Origin of the sequence: Burkholderia reimsis, assembly GCF_003294055.1 — a bacterium.
GTDB classification, from domain to species: domain Bacteria; phylum Pseudomonadota; class Gammaproteobacteria; order Burkholderiales; family Burkholderiaceae; genus Burkholderia; species Burkholderia cepacia.
Genome location: NZ_QMFZ01000032.1, coordinates 66,587 through 86,550, shown reverse-complemented (window position 1 = coordinate 86,550; position 19,964 = coordinate 66,587). Strand labels below are relative to the sequence as shown.

19 protein-coding genes are annotated in these 19,964 nt (G+C 68.9%); 13 read left to right on the top strand and 6 right to left on the bottom strand.

The window, feature by feature from the left end:
• Nucleotides 1-49: 49 nt before the first annotated feature.
• The 3 genes from DPV79_RS30245 to DPV79_RS30235 all read left to right on the top strand — a co-directional run bounded on the left by DPV79_RS30245 (nt 50) and on the right by DPV79_RS30235 (nt 2,448).
• Nucleotides 50-1,009 carry a LysR family transcriptional regulator gene (locus tag DPV79_RS30245; RefSeq protein WP_021163344.1) on the top strand — a complete coding sequence of 320 codons (960 nt, stop codon included), beginning with the start codon at nt 50-52 and terminating at the stop codon, nt 1,007-1,009.
• A 90-nt stretch (nt 1,010-1,099) separates the two neighbouring features.
• Nucleotides 1,100-1,891, top strand: coding sequence for a uracil permease (locus tag DPV79_RS30240; protein ID WP_113047210.1), 792 nt, complete (start codon nt 1,100-1,102; stop codon nt 1,889-1,891).
• A 59-nt stretch (nt 1,892-1,950) separates the two neighbouring features.
• Entirely contained in the window at nt 1,951-2,448 is a 498-nt protein-coding gene (locus tag DPV79_RS30235; protein WP_059484229.1) for an SRPBCC family protein, read from the top strand.
• Here DPV79_RS30235 and DPV79_RS30230 read toward each other — a convergent pair.
• Both DPV79_RS30230 and DPV79_RS30225 read right to left on the bottom strand, forming a co-directional pair.
• Entirely contained in the window at nt 2,445-3,455 is a 1,011-nt protein-coding gene (locus DPV79_RS30230; protein WP_244321832.1) for a hypothetical protein, read from the bottom strand. The two genes, DPV79_RS30235 and DPV79_RS30230, sit on opposite strands and share 4 nt — an antisense overlap.
• A gap of 55 nt (nt 3,456-3,510) precedes the next feature.
• On the bottom strand, nt 3,511-4,233 hold the full coding sequence (locus DPV79_RS30225) for a haloacid dehalogenase type II (protein WP_021163339.1): 723 nt from the start codon (nt 4,231-4,233) through the stop codon (nt 3,511-3,513).
• Nucleotides 4,234-4,256: 23 nt separating this feature from the next.
• On the opposite strand from DPV79_RS30225, the gene DPV79_RS42295 reads away from it, so the two are divergent.
• Together DPV79_RS42295 and DPV79_RS30220 are read left to right on the top strand one after the other, a co-directional pair.
• On the top strand, nt 4,257-4,643 hold the full coding sequence (locus DPV79_RS42295) for a hypothetical protein (RefSeq protein ID WP_133295744.1): 387 nt from the start codon (nt 4,257-4,259) through the stop codon (nt 4,641-4,643).
• Between the two features lie 185 nt (nt 4,644-4,828).
• Nucleotides 4,829-7,078, top strand: a complete 2,250-nt coding sequence (locus DPV79_RS30220; protein ID WP_113047196.1) for a putative bifunctional diguanylate cyclase/phosphodiesterase — start codon at nt 4,829-4,831, stop codon at nt 7,076-7,078.
• Between the two features lie 34 nt (nt 7,079-7,112).
• On the opposite strand, the gene DPV79_RS30215 is transcribed toward DPV79_RS30220, so the two are convergent.
• Nucleotides 7,113-8,180 (bottom strand): response regulator, encoded by a 1,068-nt coding sequence (locus DPV79_RS30215; RefSeq protein ID WP_113047195.1) that lies wholly within the window; start codon nt 8,178-8,180, stop codon nt 7,113-7,115.
• Between the two features lie 55 nt (nt 8,181-8,235).
• A complete protein-coding gene (gene cheB / locus DPV79_RS30210) occupies nt 8,236-9,240 on the bottom strand; it encodes a chemotaxis response regulator protein-glutamate methylesterase (RefSeq protein WP_027791239.1) in 1,005 nt (334 codons plus the stop codon).
• Between the two features lie 338 nt (nt 9,241-9,578).
• Between cheB and DPV79_RS30205 the strand changes: the two genes are divergently transcribed.
• The gene (locus DPV79_RS30205) at nt 9,579-10,007 is read left to right on the top strand and encodes a hypothetical protein (protein WP_113047194.1); all 429 of its coding nucleotides are present in this window, start codon (nt 9,579-9,581) and stop codon (nt 10,005-10,007) included.
• A 57-nt stretch (nt 10,008-10,064) separates the two neighbouring features.
• Here the strand turns inward: DPV79_RS30205 and DPV79_RS30200 are convergent, their stop codons facing one another.
• Nucleotides 10,065-10,289 (bottom strand): hypothetical protein, encoded by a 225-nt coding sequence (locus tag DPV79_RS30200; protein WP_027791241.1) that lies wholly within the window; start codon nt 10,287-10,289, stop codon nt 10,065-10,067.
• A 338-nt stretch (nt 10,290-10,627) separates the two neighbouring features.
• On the opposite strand from DPV79_RS30200, the gene DPV79_RS30195 reads away from it, so the two are divergent.
• From DPV79_RS30195 to DPV79_RS30180, 4 genes are all read left to right on the top strand, one after another.
• Nucleotides 10,628-11,317 carry a DUF969 domain-containing protein gene (locus DPV79_RS30195; protein ID WP_021157620.1) on the top strand — a complete coding sequence of 230 codons (690 nt, stop codon included), beginning with the start codon at nt 10,628-10,630 and terminating at the stop codon, nt 11,315-11,317.
• Nucleotides 11,314-12,264, top strand: a complete 951-nt coding sequence (locus tag DPV79_RS30190) for a DUF979 domain-containing protein (protein ID WP_113047193.1) — start codon at nt 11,314-11,316, stop codon at nt 12,262-12,264. Before DPV79_RS30195 ends, DPV79_RS30190 begins: the two co-directional genes overlap by 4 nt.
• A 19-nt stretch (nt 12,265-12,283) precedes the next feature.
• Nucleotides 12,284-13,306 carry a DUF2891 domain-containing protein gene (locus tag DPV79_RS30185; RefSeq protein ID WP_060222154.1) on the top strand — a complete coding sequence of 341 codons (1,023 nt, stop codon included), beginning with the start codon at nt 12,284-12,286 and terminating at the stop codon, nt 13,304-13,306.
• Between the two features lie 115 nt (nt 13,307-13,421).
• A complete protein-coding gene (locus DPV79_RS30180; RefSeq protein WP_113047192.1) occupies nt 13,422-13,745 on the top strand; it encodes a hypothetical protein in 324 nt (107 codons plus the stop codon).
• A 31-nt stretch (nt 13,746-13,776) separates the two neighbouring features.
• On the opposite strand, the gene DPV79_RS30175 is transcribed toward DPV79_RS30180, so the two are convergent.
• Entirely contained in the window at nt 13,777-14,601 is an 825-nt protein-coding gene (locus DPV79_RS30175) for an IclR family transcriptional regulator (RefSeq protein WP_027791246.1), read from the bottom strand.
• 188 nt (nt 14,602-14,789) lie between these two features.
• On the opposite strand from DPV79_RS30175, the gene DPV79_RS30170 reads away from it, so the two are divergent.
• From DPV79_RS30170 to DPV79_RS30155, 3 genes are all read left to right on the top strand, one after another.
• Nucleotides 14,790-16,445 (top strand): GMC family oxidoreductase, encoded by a 1,656-nt coding sequence (locus DPV79_RS30170; RefSeq protein WP_059622039.1) that lies wholly within the window; start codon nt 14,790-14,792, stop codon nt 16,443-16,445.
• Nucleotides 16,446-16,573: 128 nt separating this feature from the next.
• Nucleotides 16,574-17,878, top strand: a complete 1,305-nt coding sequence (locus DPV79_RS30165) for an MFS transporter (protein ID WP_113047191.1) — start codon at nt 16,574-16,576, stop codon at nt 17,876-17,878.
• Nucleotides 17,879-18,400: 522 nt separating this feature from the next.
• The gene (locus tag DPV79_RS30155) at nt 18,401-19,816 is read left to right on the top strand and encodes an NAD(P)/FAD-dependent oxidoreductase (protein ID WP_113047190.1); all 1,416 of its coding nucleotides are present in this window, start codon (nt 18,401-18,403) and stop codon (nt 19,814-19,816) included.
• The last annotated feature ends 148 nt before the right edge of the window (nt 19,817-19,964 follow it).

Below are 19,964 nucleotides of genomic sequence, written 5' to 3'. Positions count from 1 at the left end.
TGCATATCGACGGCCGGCCCGGAGACTCCAGCCCCTTTTTCCCTCGCCGATGCGACATGCCACCGAGCCGGTTTCCGGCAACCTGAACTGGGACGACCTGCGCTTTTTCCTCGAAGTCGCGCGCACGCAGCGGGCGAGCGGCGCCGCGAAGCGGCTGGGGGTCGACTACACGACCGTCGCGCGGCGCATCCGCGCGCTCGAGGCGGCGATGGGCACGCTGCTGTTCGACAAGTCGCGCTCCGGCGGCTTCACGCTGACGGCCGAAGGCCAGCGGCTCGTCGCGTATGCGGATGCGATGGAGACAACCGTGCAGTCCGCGTGCGACCAGGTCGCGAACACCGGCGAGGCGCTGTCGGGCCACGTGCGGATCGGGTCGACCGAGGGGTTCGGGTGCTTTTTCCTCGCGCCGCAGCTCGCGCAGTTTCGCGCCGAGCATCCGCACGTGACGGTCGACCTGCTGCCGGTGCCGCATTTCGTCAACCTGCCCAAGCGCGAGGCGGACCTCGCGATCACGCTCGAGCGGCCCGAGCGCGGGCCTTACGTGGTCACGAAGCTGTGCGATTACCAGTTGCGGCTCTACGCGACGCGCGACTATCTCGCGAACCATCCACCGATCACCTGTACCGACGATCTCGCGGAGCACGCGTTCATCAGCTACGTCGACGATCTCGCGTTCAGCAACGAGCTGCTGTACCTCGACCGGGCGGTGCCGGGCGCGACGGCCGGGCTGCGCACGACGAGCGTGATCGCGCAGTATTTCGCGGCGCTGCAGGGCGGCGGGCTCGCGATCCTGCCGTGCTTCATGGCGGCCACGCAGCCGGCGCTGGTGCCCGTGCTGCCGGACGACGTGGTCGTTACGCGTTGCTTCTGGCTGACGTGCCGCGAGGATCTGCGCAAGCTGCGGCGCGTGACCGCGCTGTGGGATTACCTGCGCGCGGCGGCGGACGCGAATCGCGCGCTGCTGTCGGGCGAATCGGGGGCGCTGAGATTCGTCGGCGAGCCGGCCTGACGGGATGGCGGGCGGGGCGGTGACGAACGAGTTGATCTGAATTGAAAGAATGGCCGACGAAGATCCGGCCGCTTATCGGGGGAAATGCAGATGGCGTTGACGCAGGCGGGCAAGGTGTTCGTGGTCTGTGTGGCGGTATTCGGCGTGGCCGCATACTGGCTCGCGTCGCGCGTGGTGCGCCGACAGACCGGCGGCAAGCGCGGGGCGGGCGGCGCGGTCGCCTTCTGGTGGCTCGTGTGCTTTTGCCTGGTGTCGCTGCTTTTCCCGTTCGCGTACTGGATCGGCGACGAACTCTACGCATTGGCGGTGTTGCCGAAATACGAGGCGACCGTCGTGTCCTACCAGTCCGAGTGGGACACCTGCGAGCGACGCGACAGCAGCGGGCGCACCGACCGATATCGGTGCATCAAGTACACGTCGATCCTGGAAGCCGTGATGCCGGATGGCGAGCGGGTCGTGCTGCCGGGCAACATTCGATCCGGCGGCGTGCCGGAGATCGGCGAGAAGATCGATGTCGTGTTGCCGGCCGGGGCCAACCAGCTGCATGAACGCAGTGTGCGCAGTGTCGGCCTGCTGGCCGGCGGCGCGCTGATGGTCGCGATCATCGGGTATTTCGTGTACCTGATCGCGGCGTATGGTGCGGGGAAGAACATCGACGGTGCGGCCCGATTCGGCGTGGCCGCGGTGATGAACGCGCTCGTGCCGCTCGGTGCGCTGCTGATGGAAATCGGGTTCCTGAGCGTGCCGTACCGCTACTGGGTGCGGGGGAATCCCGAACAGTGGCCGGTGTGGGTGCTGGCGCTTGGCGTGCTGTTCGCGCTGGCGCTGCTGCCGTTGCTGCTCATCTACGCGCGAACCGCGTGGCGGGCGGTCGTGAAGTGACGAATGCGGCGGGGCGGTTGTGTCATCATGCCCGCACCGGCAACCGCCAGGAGACGGTCGTGGAAATTCATTCGCAGTGGACGTTCGATTGCCGGCCCGAGCATGTCTGGCCGCATTTCCTCCATGCCCGGATGGACGACACGCGGCCGTTGCTGTTCCGCCTCGGCGTGCCGAAGCCGGTCAGCTGCCGCGTGCTCGAAGGCGTGCCGGCCGTCGGCAACACGCGGCAGTGCACGACCGATCGCGGCACCATCGATCAGCGCATCCTGGTCCTCGACGAGCATCGCCGGCTGCGTTACCGGATGGTGGCGTCGACGGTGTGGTGTCGCGACTGGGTCGGCCTGCTTGAGGACGAATTCACGCTGACACCAGTCGAAGGCGGCAGGACGCGCGTCGAACGGCGCACCGTGTTCAGCGCGCGTGGCCTCTTCAGGCCGGTTCGGCAGATCGGGTTGTGGCTCGCGTTGCAGCAGGCGCACCGGTATGCGGCCCGCAACTGGCGGCGTCTCGCGATGGCGGCGCAGGGGCGGGCGGGTGCGATGGAGGCGGTGCGCTAGGGCTTGGGCGCGGGCGCGTAATAGATTTGCCCGACATCCGTGTCGCGCACCTCGCCGTTGCGTTCGGCCTCCGTGCGCGTAGCCAGGAAATCGACCGTGCACAGATCCGGGCGGCCCAGCGCCTTCAGGATGCCCGACGTGCGCCACGCCGGCAGCCAGTCGGCCCACGACAACCGCACGCCCAGGAGCAGCGCGAGCATGACGCCGATCGCGGCCGGCCCGCCCAGCAGCATCGCCAGGTCGACACCCAGGTCGGAAAAGCCGTCGTCGCCGGTCCAGAGCAGCAGGATCATGATCGGGACGACAAAGCAGTTCATGCCGATGAACATCCATTTCCACGCCAGCCAGAGGTTGTGCGTCAGGCCGGCCAGCCCTGTGTCGCTGCACGTGTGATCCATGACCGTGCGGCGCCGGTCCGGCGACGACAGCGCGAACAGGCGGCCACGGCGATCGACCACGGCAACCACGTCGTCGCCGACGTCGAAGGACTGCCCGCCGAGGAACCCGCGGTACGACTCGCCACCGATTTCGATTTCGACCGGTAGCTTCGCGAACAGGATCTTGCCGTTCTTCCCCACGGTCACGAACGCGTTTGCCGACGCGAAGGTCCTGGTTTCGCGCAGGTTCGCGTACGACCACGTCGCCGGATGCTCGACCTTGTCGGCCGCGGCGTTCAACTCGGCCAGGACGAGATCCTCGTCGGCTTGCTGGAACACCAGGGCATTGGCCGCGGCCCCGTTGCCGGTGAGTGCCGCGAGGATCGGCACCACGGTGTGCGTGAACCAGTAGCCGAGCGACTTCTTGCGGGCTTCGGGGCCGACGGGCGGCACCTGACGGCTTCCGGCACTGCCCTGGTCGGGGCGCTCGAGAAAGCGCATCGCGGTCAGTTTGCCTTCGACAAGACGCAGGGGTGACGACATGAGGGCAGGCGGCTGCAATGGGACAAGGTTTGCGGAGTCTACCAGTCGTCTGTCGGCGCGTTTGTCCTGCTTGACGCGCCGTTCCACCGGCGCCGCATCGCGGCCGCCAGTGCCACGCTCGCGCGCCCCGACCCGGAGGCCTTCAACCCGGGCAGCCCAGCCGGTCCGCGAGTTCGTTCAGGTCCTTGACGTCGAAATCCCACTGATCGGCGGCTCGCAGGTCGGTCGTCTGGCCGGGCCCGTGTTCGGTCGGCCGCAGCACGAACGCGGTCGACAGCCCCTGTCGGCGTGCGGCCGCGAGATCGCCGTTGTGCGCGGCGACCAGGCATAGCTCGGCCGGCTCGATGCCGAGAATCTCGACGGTATCGCTGTACACCTGCGGCGACGGCTTGTACGCGCGCACGACTTCCGCGCCGAGGATCGCATCCCACGGCAGCCCCGCGCGTTTCGCGACGTCGACCATCAGCCGGATGTTGCCGTTCGACAGCGGCGCGATGATGAAGCGTCGCTTCAGCCGCTGCAGCGCCGCGACGGCATCGGGCCACGGGTCGAGGCTGTGCCACGCGAGGTTGAGTGCGTCGATGTCGGCGTCGGGCACGTCGACGATTCCGTAGCGGTCGAGCGTGCGGACGAGGTTCTCGCGGTGCAGGACGTCGAGCCGCACGTAGCGGCGGCGCCCGCTGCGGATTTCTTCCATCGACGGCGAATATTCGGCCCGCCACGCATCGGCGAATTCGAGCGGGTCGAGTGCGGGTGCATGGCGATCGAGGAACGCGGCGGCGCCGCGTGCGACGCCGCTTCTCCAGTCGACGATCGTTCCGAAGACATCGAAAACGAGCGCCTTGATTTCGGCAGGGTTCGTCATGGTGATCCTGTGAAGGTCAATCGATGAGGGTGCACATCGCGGTGCCGCGCGCGATGCGCGGCGCCGGAGCCATCGACATTGAATCACGGATACGAAAACGCGGCCTGCCGGGCCCGATGCAGTCGGCCGCGCCGGAACGGAGAAGCAGGGCAGCGGCGCGCGCCGACGGCCGAGCGCGGCACCCGGAGCATGGCGGTCACGGCCGCGACCAACGTATCGAAGGCGATCACGCGCACGGATCCCGGCGCGGACGATCGAACGCGAACGGAGTCGGGGCGCCGCCGCAAGCTGACGAATGGCTTTCGATCGCGGCCCGCATGGCGCATGGCCTTGCCCGGAGCGGTCGCGCCGCGCGCAGGTCTTCCGGCGGACCGACTGCCGGCCGCACATGCCGCATCGACCGCGTGTAACCCCTGATGCGCATGGACGCCCGGGTTGCCACGGATTGGTGTTAAATGTATTTCGGCACGCGTTGGCACCGCGTGCAATACGGGGCGCACCGGGCATCGGCGTATACCCGGAGCGAAAAACGGCACGAAGGATCGAAAACGAATCGGGCGCATCAGACCCGATCGGACAGACGGCAGGATTCATCTTGAATACCGAACCGCAAAGTTCTCGTTACAGTCTCGGGCTCGCGGCGGAAGTGCTCGCGTCCGAGCAAAGCGTGCTGAGGCTGATCACGCGCAACACACCGCTGCCGGAGCTGCTCGTCGAAGTCTGCCGGCGCGCCGAGGCTTTGCTCGGCGACGGTGCGTCGTGCACGATCCTGCTGCTCGATATCGACGGCGTGCACGTGCACGTCGGCGCCGCGCCGTCGCTGCCCGGACAGTACAGCGCGGCGATCGAAGGCGCGTCGATCGGGCCGGTGGCCGGCTCGTGCGGCACGGCGATGTACCTGCGCCGGATGGTCGTCGTTGAAGATATCGAAACCGATCCCCTGTGGGCCGACTATCGTGCGGTTGCGCTGCCGCTGGGCCTGCGCGCGTGCTGGTCGGTGCCGTTCCTCGACGACGCGGGCGCCGTGCTGGGCGCGTTCGCCGTCTATCACCGCATGCCGCGCCGGCCGGGCGATGAGGAAACCGAACTGCTGCGCGACATCGGCAACAGCGTCGGCCTCGCGGTGCACCAGGACCGGATCGCGCGACAGCTCGCGCGCAGCGAGGAACATCACCGGCTCGTGGTGAACAGCCTGAACGAAGGGATCCTCGTCGTGTCGCGCGATGGCGTGGTGGTCGCGAGCAACCCGAGTGCGAACCGGATGATGCGCGTGAAGGGCGACCTCGTCGGCCGCAGGCTGTCGACGGTGATCCTGCGCAAGCTGCGCGAGGACGGCACGCCGATCGCGCCCGACGACTGGCCGAGCCGGCGCGCGCTCGAAACGGCCACGCCGATGCTCGACTACACGGTCGGTTTCGGCCTGGCGGACGGCGACACCATCTGGGTGCGCGGCAACGCGGTGCCGATCGTGAAGCCGGGCGAAACGCAGGCCGACTCGGTGCTCGTTTCATTCAACGACATCGGCCCCGTGCGCGAAGCGCAGCAGCAGCTGCGCTACCTGGCGACGCGCGATGCGCTGACGGGCCTCTACAACCGCCGCTGGCTCGGCGACCGCATGCGCGAGCTGTTCGGCGGCCACGATGCGGCGGGCGGGCCCGCGCGCGTCGCGATCCTGTTCATCGATCTCGTCGGCTTCAAGAAGGTCAACGACACGGCCGGCCACGACGCGGGCGACGCGCTGCTGCGCAGCGTCGCGGCGCGGCTCGCGGCATGCGGAGGCGGGCAGCATGCGCTCACGCGCGTCGGCGGCGACGAGTTCGTGATCCTCGTCGACGACTGCGACGATCCCGACCGGCTCGCGGTGCTCGCGCGCGAGGTGATCGACGCGATCGCGAAGCCGTTCGCGATCGCGAACAACGAATACTGGCTCGGCGTGTCGATCGGGATCAGCGTCGCGCCGCGTGACGGCGACGATGCCGTCACGTTGATGCGCAATGCCGATTCCGCGATGTACGACGCGAAGCAGCGCGGCCGCAACCACTTCACGTTCTTCACCGCGCAGCTCAACCTGCGGCTGCAGCGCCGCTTCGCGATCGAGCAGTCGCTGCGGCGCGCGCTCGCGTCGGACATGCTGCGGCTCGCGTATCAGCCCGTCGTCGACGCGCGCAGCGGCCGCACCGTCGGCGCCGAGGCGCTGCTGCGCTGGACGAGCCCCGAGCTCGGGCCGATGTCGCCGGCGGAGTTCATTCCGGTCGCGGAAGATACGGGGCAGATCGTCGCGATCGGCCAGTGGGTGCTCGAAACCGCGTGCCGGCAGGCGGCCGAATGGCGCCGCACGATCGCGCCCGACCTGGTGCTGGCCGTCAACCTGTCGCCGCGGCAGTTTCACGAAGGCCTCGTCGAGTCGGTCGATCGCTGCCTCGCGCAGACGCGGCTCGATCCGTCCGCGCTCGAGCTCGAGATTACAGAAGGACTGCTGATGAACGACACGGACACCGTGCTGCCGATGCTCGAGGCGCTCACGGACATGAACGTGCGCATCTCGGTCGACGATTTCGGCACCGGCTATTCGTCGCTCGCGTACCTGAAGCGCTTTCCGCTGCACAACCTGAAGGTCGACCGCTCGTTCGTGTCTGGCGTGCCCGATCATCACGATTCGGTGGCGATCACGCAGGCCGTCGTCGCGATGGCGCATTCGCTCGGGATGAAGGTCACGGCCGAAGGGGTCGAGACGCAGGCGCAGTCGCGGTTCCTGCAGCAGATCGGCTGCGACATGCAGCAGGGCTACCTGTTCAGCCGCCCGCTCGACCCGAGCGACTACGCGCGCCGGTTCGGCGCGGCGTGAGCGAGGCGCCGAACCGGCGTTCAGCGTTCAGCGTTCAGTCGGCGCGCGGCGCACCGAAGCCGCCGGAGACGGGCGGGGTCGGCGTCGCGTCGATCTCGACGCGGTTCTTGCCCTCGTGCTTCGCGCGATAGAGCGCGCGGTCGGCCGCTTCGATCAGCACGGTCGTCGGCAGGCCGGGCGTCGGCACGATGGTCGCGCCGCCGATGCTGATCGTCACGGTGTTGCCCGTCGACGAATGCGCATGCCGTAGCCGCAGCGCCTCGATCGCGAGGCGGATCTTCTCGCCGAGCAGCCGCGCGGCACCCGGCGACGTGGCCGGCATCACGACCGCGAATTCCTCGCCGCCGAAACGCGCGGCGAGATCCCCCGACTGGCCGAGACAGCGCTCGATGGTCGACGCGATCTGCTTGAGCACGCTGTCGCCCGACACGTGGCCGTACGTGTCGTTGTACAGCTTGAAATTGTCGACGTCGATCATCAGCAGCGACAGCTCGCTGCGCTCGCGCGTGCCGCGCCGCCATTCGGCGGCGAGGTATTCGTCGAGATAGCGCCGGTTCGACAGCCCGGTGAGGCCGTCCGAATGCGTGAGGCGCCGCAGCTCGAGATTGGCTTCGAGCAACTGCTGCTGCGATTGCCGCAGCGCGCGATAGGCCTCGTCGCGCTGCAGCAGGTTCATGTACGAGCGCGAGTGGTAGCGCACGCGCGCGACGAGCTCGATGCGGTCGGGCAGCTTCACGAGGTAGTCGTTCGCGCCGGCCGCGAAGGCGGCGCTCTTGATCACGGGCTCTTCCTGCGTCGACAGCACGATGATCGGCACGTCGCGCGTCGCCGGATTCGTCCGGTACGCCTTCACGAGGCTCAGCCCGTCGGTGCCGGGCATCACGAGGTCCTGCAGGATCACGGTCGGCCGCGTCTCGATCGCGGTGGCCATCGCGTCGTCCGAACGCGGGCAATAGTGGAAATCGATGCCCTCCTCGTCGACGAGCGCGCGCCGCACGGCCTCCGCGACGATCGTCTGGTCGTCGACCAGCAGCACCATCGCCGGCACGTCGGCGGGCGGCACGTAGGGGCCGCCTGGCGGGCGAGTCGGGTCAATGGTCATGGTCGATGCGGGTTGTTGCGAAAGCAGGCATGGGTGTTGCGCGGGTTCATCGGGCTCAGATCCGCGCGAGCGCCGCCAGCTCGCCCGCGATGCGTCCGAGCGGCAGGATCGCGCGCGCCGCGCCGAGCGTCGCGGCCGCCTTCGGCATGCCGTAGACGGCGCTCGTCGCCTCGTCCTGCGCGATCGTATGGTAGCCCTTCATCCGCAGCGCCTTCAGGCCGATCGCGCCGTCGCGGCCCATCCCCGTGAGCAGCACGCCGATCACGCGGCCGGGCCAGTGCTCGGTCAGGCTGTTGAAGAACACGTCGACCGACGGGCGATACGGCGTGGCGGCCGGCTCGCGCGTGTATTCGAGCGTGCCGGCGCGCGTGATGCGCAGGTGGTCGTCGGTCGCGGCGAGCAGCGCGACGCCCGGCTGCGGGCGGTCGCCTTCGCGCGCGACGCGCACGGCGAGCGACGTCTGGCCGTCGAGCCATTGCGCCATGCCTTCGGCGAACGCGCGGTCGACGTGCTGCACGATCACGATCGGTGCGTTGAAATCGGCCGGCAGGCCGCCGAGGACCGACGCGAGCGCGCCGGGGCCGCCGGCCGATGCGCCGATCGCGATCAGCGGTCCGCCGCCGGTGCGCGGGGGCGTGCCGGCGAGGCGCGAGCCGCCGGGCGCGTCGAGCAGGCGGCCGATCTGGTCGATCTTCGCGAGCAGCAGCCGGGTCGTGTCGCCGGCCGAACCGTCGCCGAGCCGCGGCGTATCGACCGCGTCGAGCGCGCCGGCGCCCATCGCCTCGAACACGCGCCACGCATTCGCGCCGATGCAGCTCGTCACGATCAGGATCGCGCACGGTCGTTCGGATCGCATGATCCGCCGCGTCGCTTCGATCCCGTCGAATTTCGGCATGATCAGGTCCATCAGCACGACGTCGGGCGGCTGCGTGGCGCATAGTTCGACGGCTTGCGCGCCGTCGGTCGCGACCCACAGCACGCGGTGCTCGGGCCGTCGCGCGATCGCGCGGCGCATCGCCTCGACGGCAAGCGGGAGGTCGTTGACGATGCCGATGTTCACAAGCGGAATTCTCCGGTCGGTTCGTGATGCTGGAGGTGGGCCGGGTTCATGGAAGGAGGGGGCCTGTTCGGCGCCGCCGGACGGCATCGGCGGCCGGCCGGCACGGCATTCTTTTCGGTTGGCGACGCCCCGAATGCTGTCATGCGGCGCGGGCGGCGGCAATCGAAAAATTTGCGCATTGCGCCGATTCAGTGCGTTTCCTCTATGGCTGTGCGGCGGGCGGCGGAATCGGGCCATCCCGCGCGTGCGTGCACGGTCGTGCGGTTTCGGCATGGCAGGCCGCGGAAGCCGGCATGTTACCGTGGCGGCTTCGAAGAAAAAGACGGGGAGAATCCAGGATGGTCGTGCCCGACACCGTACTCGTCAGCCGCGACCCGTGGGCACCGATCGTGACCGAGCATGACGGCCGGCTGCTGTACCGGATCTACATCGAGAGCGGACACGCGTCGTTCCACCGCGATTTCCCGGTCGAACCCGACGCGGTGCGCGTGCTGCGCGACGACGCCGAGCGCTACTACTTCCTGTTCGCGGCGCTTCATCATCCATACCAGCTGAGCGCGACGAACCTGTCCGACGCGGAGCGCGAACGCTACTTCCGCACGATCCTGTTTGCCGGCTGCGACGAAGTCGAAGCCTTCATGACGGCACTCGACCGCGCCAGCAACGGCGCGGTCGCGAACCTGCTGAGGATCTTCACGCAGGCCGACTACCGGCAACTGCGCGCGGGCCGGTGGTTCGACATGGGCGCCGGGACGCCGGCCGCGTAGCGCCTGCGCGGGCCCGTGGTCCGCTTCGGCGGGCGCCGGAGGAAACCGGCCGCGCCGTCAATGGCTGCGCGCGTACCCCTGGATCAGCGCGCGCATCATGCCTTCGACCGTCGCGTCGAGCAGGTCGTCTTCCTGCTCGGCTTCCTCGACGAGCGCGGCATACGCGGTCGCGAGCGTCACGCGATCGACCTCATGGCGTTGCTCCATCAGCGTCACCATCCCGTCCTTCGCCAGATGAGCGGAGAACGCACGGCTGCCGATGGTCTGGAATACGTCAATCATGGCGGCTCTCCCGTCCGTTGCCGATGCTTTCCAGTGTAGTCGGCGCACTGGGGCTCCGCCACGCGCGGCGGCCCGTCGCACGCCGCCCTCCGGGGCGGCCACGCGCGTGCCGCGACCGGTGCGTCCGCGCCGGCCGGCCCGCCACCGATTCCTCGGATGAAACATCGCCGACACATGGCCCGGGCACGGTGTCCGCACACTTCAACGTTTACCCGAGGCAGCAAATTGTCGACTTTTTATCGATAAAGTCTCGTGCTAGATTGCGCCGTCACAGCCCGGTCCAAACCGGGCAGGCGGCGCGTTGCCGAGGCGCCGCGCGTCCGATACAAGGAGGAGCAATGCTGGTGCTGATTGGGGTGCCGATCGTCGTGATCGGTTTTGCGCTGCGCTTCAATGCGCTGCTGGTGGTCACGATCGCGGGGCTCGCGACGGGGCTGGCGGGCGGGCTGAATCTCGTCGACATCGTCAGCGCGTTCGGCAAGGCGTTCACCGAAAACCGCTACATGGGGCTCATCTGGCTGACGCTGCCGGTGATCGCGCTGCTCGAGCGCAACGGGCTCAAGGAGCAGGCGAAGCGGATGATCTCGCGTGTGCAGGCGGCCACCACCGGCCGCGTGCTGATGCTGTACTTCGTGCTGCGCCAGGCGACGGCCGCGCTCGGCCTCACGTCGCTCGGCGGCCATGCGCAGATGGTGCGTCCGCTGATCGCGCCGATGGCCGAGGCCGCCGCGGTCAACCGGCACGGCGAGCTGCCCGAAGCGGTGCGCCAGCAGATCCGCGCGCATGCGTCGGGCGTCGACAACGTCGCCGTGTTCTTCGGCGAGGACATCTTCATCGCGATCCAGTCGATCCTGCTGATCAAGGGCTTTCTCGAACAGAACGGGATTTCCATCGAACCGCTGCACCTGTCGGTATGGGCGATCCCGACCGCGATCGCCGCGCTGCTGATCCACTGCACGCGCCTCGCGCTGCTCGACCGCCGGCTCACGCGCGGCTTCGGCCTGGTGAAGCAGGAGGGCGCGCGATGATCGGCCTCGAATCGCTGTACACGCTCGCGGGGCTGATGTTCGCCGCGTTCGCGTGCTTCAACCTGACGGACCGCACGAACCTGCGCCGCGTCGTCAATTTCGCGTTCTGGGCGATCTACGCGGTCACGTTCCTGTTCGGCGCGCTGCTGCCGCACTTCGTGACGGGCTGCCTCGCGATCGCGCTCGCGGTGATCGCGGGCTCCGGCAAGCTCGGGCGCGGCAAGTCCGACGAAGCCGGCGAAGCGGCGGCCGTGCGCCGCGAGACGCTCGCGCAGCGCTTCGGCAACCGGCTGTTCCTGCCCGCGCTGCTGATTCCGGTCGTCACGCTGATCGGCACGTTCGCGTTGAAGGGGGTGCCGTTCGTCGACCAGAAGAGCGTGACGCTGATCTCGCTCGTGCTCGGCACGCTCGTCGCGTTCGTCGTCGCGCTCGCGATGCTGCGCGATTCGCCGGTGCATGCGGTGAGGGAGGCACGCCATACGATGGATGCGGTCGGCTGGGCCGCGATCCTGCCGCAGATGCTCGCGGCGCTCGGCGCGCTGTTCGCGGTCGCGGGTGTCGGCGGGGTGGTGTCGGGGCTCGTGAAGGAGTGGGTGCCGATCGATTCGCCGTTTGCGGTGGTCGCGGCCTATACGGTCGGCATGGCGCTGTTCACGATGATCATGGGCAACGGCTTCGCCGCGTTCCCCGTGATGACGGCCGGCATCGGCCTGCCGCTGATCGTCCACCAGTTCCACGGCAACCCGGCGATCGTCGGCGCGATCGGGATGCTGAGCGGCTTCTGCGGTACGCTGATGACGCCGATGGCCGCGAACTTCAACATCGTGCCGGCGGCGCTGCTCGAACTGAAGGACAAGAACGGCGTGATCAAGGCGCAGTGGCCGACCGCCGTGCTGCTGCTCGCCGTGAACACGTTGCTGATGTATGCGTTCGTATTCCGCTTCTGACTCGATGGACGAGATCCTCATGACCGACCGACTCACCCCCGAACTCGCGTCGAAGTTCGCGTCGCTCGCGCTCGCGCACCTGACCCGCGAATATCCGAACAAGCTCACGCATTCGCTCGCCGGCCCGCAAGATGTGCAGGGGCCGCGCGCGCTGCACCCGATCTTCTACGGCAGCTACGACTGGCACTCGTGCGTGCACGGCTACTGGCTCGTGCTGCGCGTGCTCGAACGCTACCCGGCGTTGCCGGAGGCCGAACGCATCGTCGCGATCGTCGATGCGCACTTCACCGATGCGAACGTCGCCGGCGAGCGGGCGTACCTCGCGCTGCCGCACAACAGCGGCTTCGAGCGGCCTTACGGCTGGGCGTGGCTGCTCGCGCTCGCCGCGCAGCTCGAGCGGCTCGCGCTGAGGGGCGCGCTGCCGCAGGCCGCGCGCTGGGCGAAGACGTTGGCACCGCTCACCGACCTGTTCGTGTCGCGCTTCGAGACCTTCCTGCCGAAAGCGACCTATCCGCTGCGCGTCGGCACGCACTTCAACACCGCGTTCGCGCTGGCGCTCACGCTCGACTTCGCGCGCGACACGCAGCGCGACGGGCTCGCGGCGCTGATCGTCGATACCGCGAAGCGCTGGCACCTGAACGACGTCGCGTGCCAGGCGTGGGAGCCGTCGGGCGACGAATTCCTGTCGCCCGCGCTGATGGAGGCCGAGCTGATGCGGCGCGTGCTGCCGGCCGCCGAATTCGACGGCTGGTTCGCGCGCTTCCTGCCCGATCTCGCGCGTGGCGAGCCGGCGACGCTGTTCGAGCCGGCGACGGTCAGCGATCGCAGCGACGGCAAGATCGCCCATCTCGACGGGCTGAACCTGAGCCGCGCGTGGTGCCAGCGCGCGCTCGCCGGCGCACTGCCGGAAGGCGACGCGCGGCGCGCGAAGCTGCTCGATGCGGCCGGCCGGCACCTCGCGAGCGCGCTCGCGCACGTGGCCGGCGACTACATGGGCGAGCACTGGCTCGCGACGTTCGCGTTGCTCGCGCTGGAGGCGTAGCGCGCGAAACCCCACGGGCGGCAAGGTCATCGGTGCGCGGCTATACTCGCCGCTCGGGCCGCCTCGTGCCATCCATGTTGCGCGAGGCGGCCATCCTTCCGTTCGCCGCTTCGCCATGGACAAGCTTATTTTCTACGTCGCCGCGATCCACGGGCTCGCGGGCCCGGTGTCGATCGTGTCGCATGCCACGTCGCACGACCGCTGGACCGACGACGACGTCGAGGTCACGCGCGACGAAACCGAATATCGCTTCGACAACGGCGCGATCGTGCGCCGCTCGGTCGAGCAGGACCGCGCGCCGTCCGACCTGCTGTGCGCCGAGTGCTGGATCGACTACGACGTGCTTCGCCATCCCGATGCGCAACCGATCGGCCCGACGCGGATCACGTTCGACAACGCGTGCCGCGAAACCTTCTGGCTGCGTTATCACCTCGCTTGAACGAACGACCGAGTAACCGCGCGCGGCCGCTTCAACCCGCCGGTGCGCCATCGGCCGCCTGCAGCAGCGGGGCGAGCCGCGTCGCCGCGTCGCGCATTTTCGGCACGTTCTCCAGCAAATCGTTGAGCGTCGCGCGCGCGGTCGGCGCATGCACGGCGAGCGCCGCAAGCACGCGGCCGCTCGCGGCATCCTTCACCGGCACCGCGACGGCCACCATCCCGCGCACGAATTCCTCGTTGTCGATGCCGACGCCGCGCGCGGCGAGCCGGTCGAGCTCGGCCGCGAGCAGTTGCGCATCGGTCAGCGTCCGGTAGGTCATCTTCTTCAGCGTGAGCCGCGCGAGCATCGCGTTGCGCTCCAGCGCATTCATCTGCGACAGGAACAGCTTGCCGCTCGCCGTGCAGTGCAGCGGCACGCGCATGCCGGGCCGCATCTCGAGCCGCAGCGGCTCGGTCGTCTCGACACGTTCGACGTACAGCACCGTGTCGCCGTCGAGCGCGGTGAGGTTGCAGGTTTCGCCGAGCACGTCGACGAGCGCGCGCAGCACCGAGCGGCAGCCGCGCGTGAAGGTGTTGTTCGACAGCGCCGCGAGCGCGAACTGCGCGGCGCGCGGGCCGAGCGCGATGCCGCGGTCGTGGCCGCGCGAGTCGGGCATGTGGATCACGTAGCCGCGCGCCTCCAGCGATTCGATCAGCCGCAGCAGCGTCGCCTTCGGGATATGCAGCCGCGCGGCGAGCTGCGACAGCGTGTACGGCTGGCCGGCCGACGCGAGCGCTTCGAGCACGGCGAGGGCGCGCAGCACGCGCGCGTCGTCGGCGGGCGCGCCGTCGGGCAGCGCGGGGGCAGGTTCGCGCATGTGTCTCCTCCGTCGGGATCGGCGTGCGTCCCGGGATGGTGTGTGTGCGATGGAAATGAAACGAATTGAACGGTTTTTGTACCACATTCGCCGCGTGGACAATAAATCGCCTTGTACGTGTTCCGTGTGCTCAATAAATTTGGACGAAACATACCGGATTTTTCAATACCCCGGAACGGAGACACGGAATGACACGCAGCTTCGACTATGTCGTGGTCGGCGCGGGATCGGCCGGTTGCGTCCTCGCCAACCGCCTGTCCGACGGCGGCCGCCATACGGTGTGCCTGCTGGAAGCCGGCCCCGCCGACCGCTATATGTGGATCCACGTGCCGATCGGCTACGGCAAGACGATGTTCCACCCCGTGTACAACTGGGGCTTCCACACCGATCCCGATCCGAACATGCACAACCGCCGCCTGTACTGGCCGCGCGGCCGCACGCTCGGCGGCTGCAGCTCGATCAACGGGCTGATCTACGTGCGCGGGCAGCAGCAGGACTACGATCACTGGGCGGCGCTCGGCAATCGCGGCTGGAGCTGGCGGGAGTGCCTGCCGTATTTCCGCAAGCTCGAACACAACACGCTCGGCGAAGGGCCCACGCGCGGCACCGGCGGCCCGCTGTGGGCTTCCGCGATCCGGCAGCGGCACGAACTGGTCGATGCGTTCGTCGCCGCGTCGAACCGGCTCGGCGTGCGCACCGTCGACGATTTCAACACGGGCGACCAGGAAGGCGTGGGCTACTACCAGCTCACCACGCGCAACGGGCTGCGCTGCTCGACCGCGGTGGCCTACCTGAAGCCCGCGCGCGGGCGGCCGAACCTGCATGTCGAAACCGATGCGCAGGCGCTGAAGGTGCTGTTCGACGGCACGCAGGCGTCCGGCGTGCGGTACGTCCGGCACGGCAAGGTTCACGACGTGCGTGCGCGGCGCGAGGTGATCCTCGCGGCCGGCGCGCTGCAGTCGCCGCAACTGCTGCAGGTGTCGGGCGTCGGGCCGGCCGCGCTGCTGGGCCGGCACGGGATTCCGGTCGTCGCCGATCGGGCGGGCGTCGGCGAGAACCTGCAGGATCATCTGCAGATTCGTCTGATCCATGAAGTGACGAAGCCGATCACGACCAACGACGAACTGCATTCGTGGGTCGGCCGCGCGAAGATGGGGCTGCAATGGGCGCTGTTCCGCGGCGGCCCGCTCGCGATCGGCATCAACCAGGGCGGGATGTTCTGCCGTGCGCTGCCGGACGAATCGGCGACGCCCGACATCCAGTTCCATTTCTCGACGCTGTCGGCGGATTCGGCGGGCGGAAGCGTGCATCCGTTTCCCGGCTGCACGTATTCGATCTGCCAGCTGCGGCCCGAATCGCGCGGCACCGTGCGAATTCGCACCGACGATGCGCGCGACGCGCCGTCGATCCAGCCGAACTATCTCGACACCGAGCGCGACCGCCGCACGACGGTGGCCGGCGTGCGCTTCGCGCGACGCGTCGCGGCCACCGAGCCGATGGCGTCGCTGATGAAGCGCGAGGTGCGGCCGGGCGCGGACGCGCAGACGGACGACGAGCTGCTCGAGTTCTGCCGGGAATACGGGCAGACGATCTTTCATCCGTCCGGTACGGCGAAAATGGGCGTCGCGAGCGATCCGCTCGCGGTCGTCGACGAGCGGCTGCGCGTGTACGGCACGCGCGGGCTGCGCGTGGTCGACTGCTCGATCATGCCGACCCTCGTATCGGGCAATACCAACGTGCCGATCGTGATGGTCGCCGAGAAGGCGTCCGACATGATCCTCGAGGACGCGCGCGCCGCCGATCGCGGCCGCAGCGTCGCGCCGGCCGCCGAGGCCGTCGCGTAGCGCCTCGCCACGCATCTCCCCGCGTGGCCCGTGCGCCTGCGCCCGGACGGCCGCCGCGCGTTCATCGATGCCCCCGCCGGTACGGCGCCGGGGCAGGTTGCGGCGCATCCTTACCTGGAGAAGCTCGCATGGCAATCGATTCCCGGGTCGTCCGACGCGTGGCCGCGGCCAGCGTGATCGGCGCGACCGTCGAGTGGTACGACTTTTTCCTGTACGGCGTCGTCGCCGGCATCGTGTTCGACAAGCAGTACTTTCCGGCCGGCGACGCGTTCGTGTCGACGATGCTCGCGTATGCGACGTTCGCGGTCGGCTTCGTCACGCGGCCGCTCGGCGGCTTGCTGTTCGGCCATCTCGGCGACCGCGTCGGGCGCAAGTCCGCGCTGATCCTGACGATGCTGATCATGGGCATGTCGACGGCCGGCGTCGCGTTCCTGCCGACCTACGCGCAGATCGGCATGTGGGCGCCGGTGCTGCTGCTGACGCTGCGCGTGCTGCAGGGCATCGGCCTCGGCGGCGAGTGGGGCGGCGCGGTGCTGATGGCGTACGAATATGCGCCGCCGCACCGGCGCGGGCTGTACGCGAGCCTGCCGCAGATCGGGCTCGCGATCGGGCTGTGCCTCGCGGCCGGCGTGGTCGCGGCGCTGTCGCGCGTGTTGCCGGACGCCGCGTTCCTCGCGTGGGGCTGGCGCGTGGCGTTCGCGGCGTCGCTGCTGCTCGTCGCGGTCGGCTTCTACATCCGCACGCGGGTGGCCGATACGCCCGAATTCGTCGCGCTCAAGCGCCAGCGGCGCGACACGAAGCTGCCGGTGGTCGAACTGCTCGGCAACTACCGGCAGGCGATCCTGCTCGGGATGGGCGCGCGCTATATCGACGGCGTGTTCTTCAACGTGTTCGCGGTGTTCTCGATCGGCTACATGACGCGTAACCTGTCGATCTCGCGCGGCGATGCGCTGCTCGGCGTGATGAGCGCGGCGGTCGTGATGTGCGGGTTCATCCCCGTGTTCGGCAGCCTGTCCGACCGGCTCGGCCGCGCACGCGTGTACCGGTGGGGCGCGACGCTGTGCGGGCTGTCGGTGCTGCCCGCGTTCTGGCTGCTGCAGACGCAATCGTCGAACCTGCTCGCCGTATGGCTCGCGCTGGTGATCCCGTTCGGGATCTTCTACGCGATGGCATACGGGCCGGAGGCCGCGCTGTTCGCGGAGCTGTTCGATGCGAACGTGCGGTACACGGGCATTTCGTTCGTCTACCAGGTGTCGGGCATCTTCGCGAGCGGCCTGACCCCGATCGTCGCGACCGCGTTGCTGCGCGTGAACGGCGGTGCGCCGTGGCTCGTCGGGGTGTACGTGATGTTGTCTGCACTCCTGTCGATCGTGTCCGCGCGGGCGATCGAGAAGCGCGGAAGCGTGGCCGAGGTCGCGGTGCGCGCGATGTGACGGCGGGCGGGGCGGGCAGGTGGCGCGGGCGGGGCGCGGGGCCGTTTCGACAGGGCGGTCGTCTGTCGTCGATCATCGGTCGGCGTCGTGCGCGCGCCGGTGTCCGCGCCCGTACCCGCGCCGCTTGTCGATGCCGCCAGCCGCTCGTCCGATGCTGCGTGCCGTTCGGGCTCCAGATTGTCCCGGGGAGAGCCCGCGCCGCGACTGCCGCCGCCCGCCCGCGGTCGCCCGCCATTCCTCGCCATTCCCCGCCGTTCGACACCCTGACACGCTGGTCCAAGCGAATCCGGCCCACTGGCCCTACCTGCCAAAAAACGGCCTGCCTACACTTTCCTCGACAGATCGCCGCATTGAAGCATCTGCACACGATCGACCCGAAGAGAACGATCAGGAGACAGGCATGACCAACAGGCAGTCGGCAGCATTCGCCCGCCCGGCGAGCGTACGCCCCGCATCAGTCAGTCGAATCGCCTCGCGCGCCCGTTGCGGCGCGGCAGGCAAGCCCGCATCGGAGGTCTGACCATGTCGACCCCTTCCATCGAACGCACCGCGAGCGGCTTCGCCGGCGGCCGGTCGAACGATACGCGTTACGACCCGACCTACGATCCGCTCGTGTCGCCGGGGCCAGGTTGCGGCAAGCAGTACGCGCCGACCTACTGGGTCGCGACGGCCGGCAACCCGCCGCCCGACGACGGCCCCGTCACGTGCGATCTCGACGTCGACGTCGCGATCATCGGCGCGGGCTACACGGGCCTCGCGACCGCGCTGTGCCTCGCGCGGGACCATGGCATCAAGGCCGTCGTGCTCGAAGCCAACCGCACCAGCTGGGGCTGCAGCAGCCGCAACGGCGGGCAGGGGCAGAACGCGTCGGGCCGGCTGTCGCGCTCGCAGTGGATCGAGCGCTGGGGCAAGGACGTCGCGCTGAAGATGCACGACGAGATCCTCGAAGGCTTCGAACACTTCAAGTCGCTCGTGTCGGAAATCGACTGCGATCCGCAGCCGGGCGGCCATTTCCTGATCGCGCACCGTCCGCGCATCATGGCGAAGCTCGCGGCCGAGGCGAAGGTGTGGAAGGACGTGTTCGGCTACCCGTCCGAACTGCTGAGCGCGGAAACCTTCCGCCGTGAATTCATCAACGACCACGAGGCGGCCGGCGCGCTGCACGAGCCGGAAGGCATCGGCATCCATGCGCTGAAGCTCGCGTTCGGCTACCTGCGCCTCGCGCGCGAAGCCGGCGCGAAGGTGCATACGAGCAGCCCCGTGCTCGGCTTCGAGACGATCGACGGCGTGCACCACCTGCGCACGCCCGGCGGCGTCGTGCGGGCCCGCGCGGTCGGCATCGCGACCGGCGCATACACGGCGCAGACGCTGCATCCGTCGCTGCGCAGCAAGGTGATGCCGATCCTGTCGAATTCGATGGTCACGCGCCCGCTCACCGACGCGGAAATCGACGCGTGCAATTTCCGCACGACGCAGGTGCTGACCGATACGCGTACGCTGCGCTTCTACTACCGTTTCCTGCCCGATCGCCGTCTGCAGATCGGCAGCCGCAGCGCGATCACCGGCGACGATGCACCGAACCCGCGCCATGTCGAATTGCTGAAGGAAGGGATGGCGCGCAAGTTTCCCGCGCTGCGCGGCGTGCAGATCGATTATTCGTGGTGGGGCTGGGTCGACGTGAGCCACGACATGATGCCGCGCGTGTGCCAGCCCGACCCGCGCCAGTCGGTGTACTACGCGCTCGGCTACGGCGGCAACGGCGTGTCGTATTCGCAGCAGGCCGGCCGCCGGCTCGCCGAGCAGATCGCGGGGAAGGGCGCACGCCAGACGCTGCCAATCTTCACGTCGCCGCTGCCCGGCCACCCGTTCGCGCCGTTCCGGCGCATCGGGCAGCGGATGCTCTACCTGTCGTACTTCAGGAACGACGAAAAGCCCTGAAAAAGCTCTGAACGCAGTGCACATCGCCCGGTGTGACGCAACGCGCGCCGGGCCGTCCAACACAAGAAAAGCAACAGAAATCCGTGCGGCCGGGGCTGCAGGCGCCCCTGCACGCGCCGTCGCCGGCGGCGCCCGTGTTCACCCGACG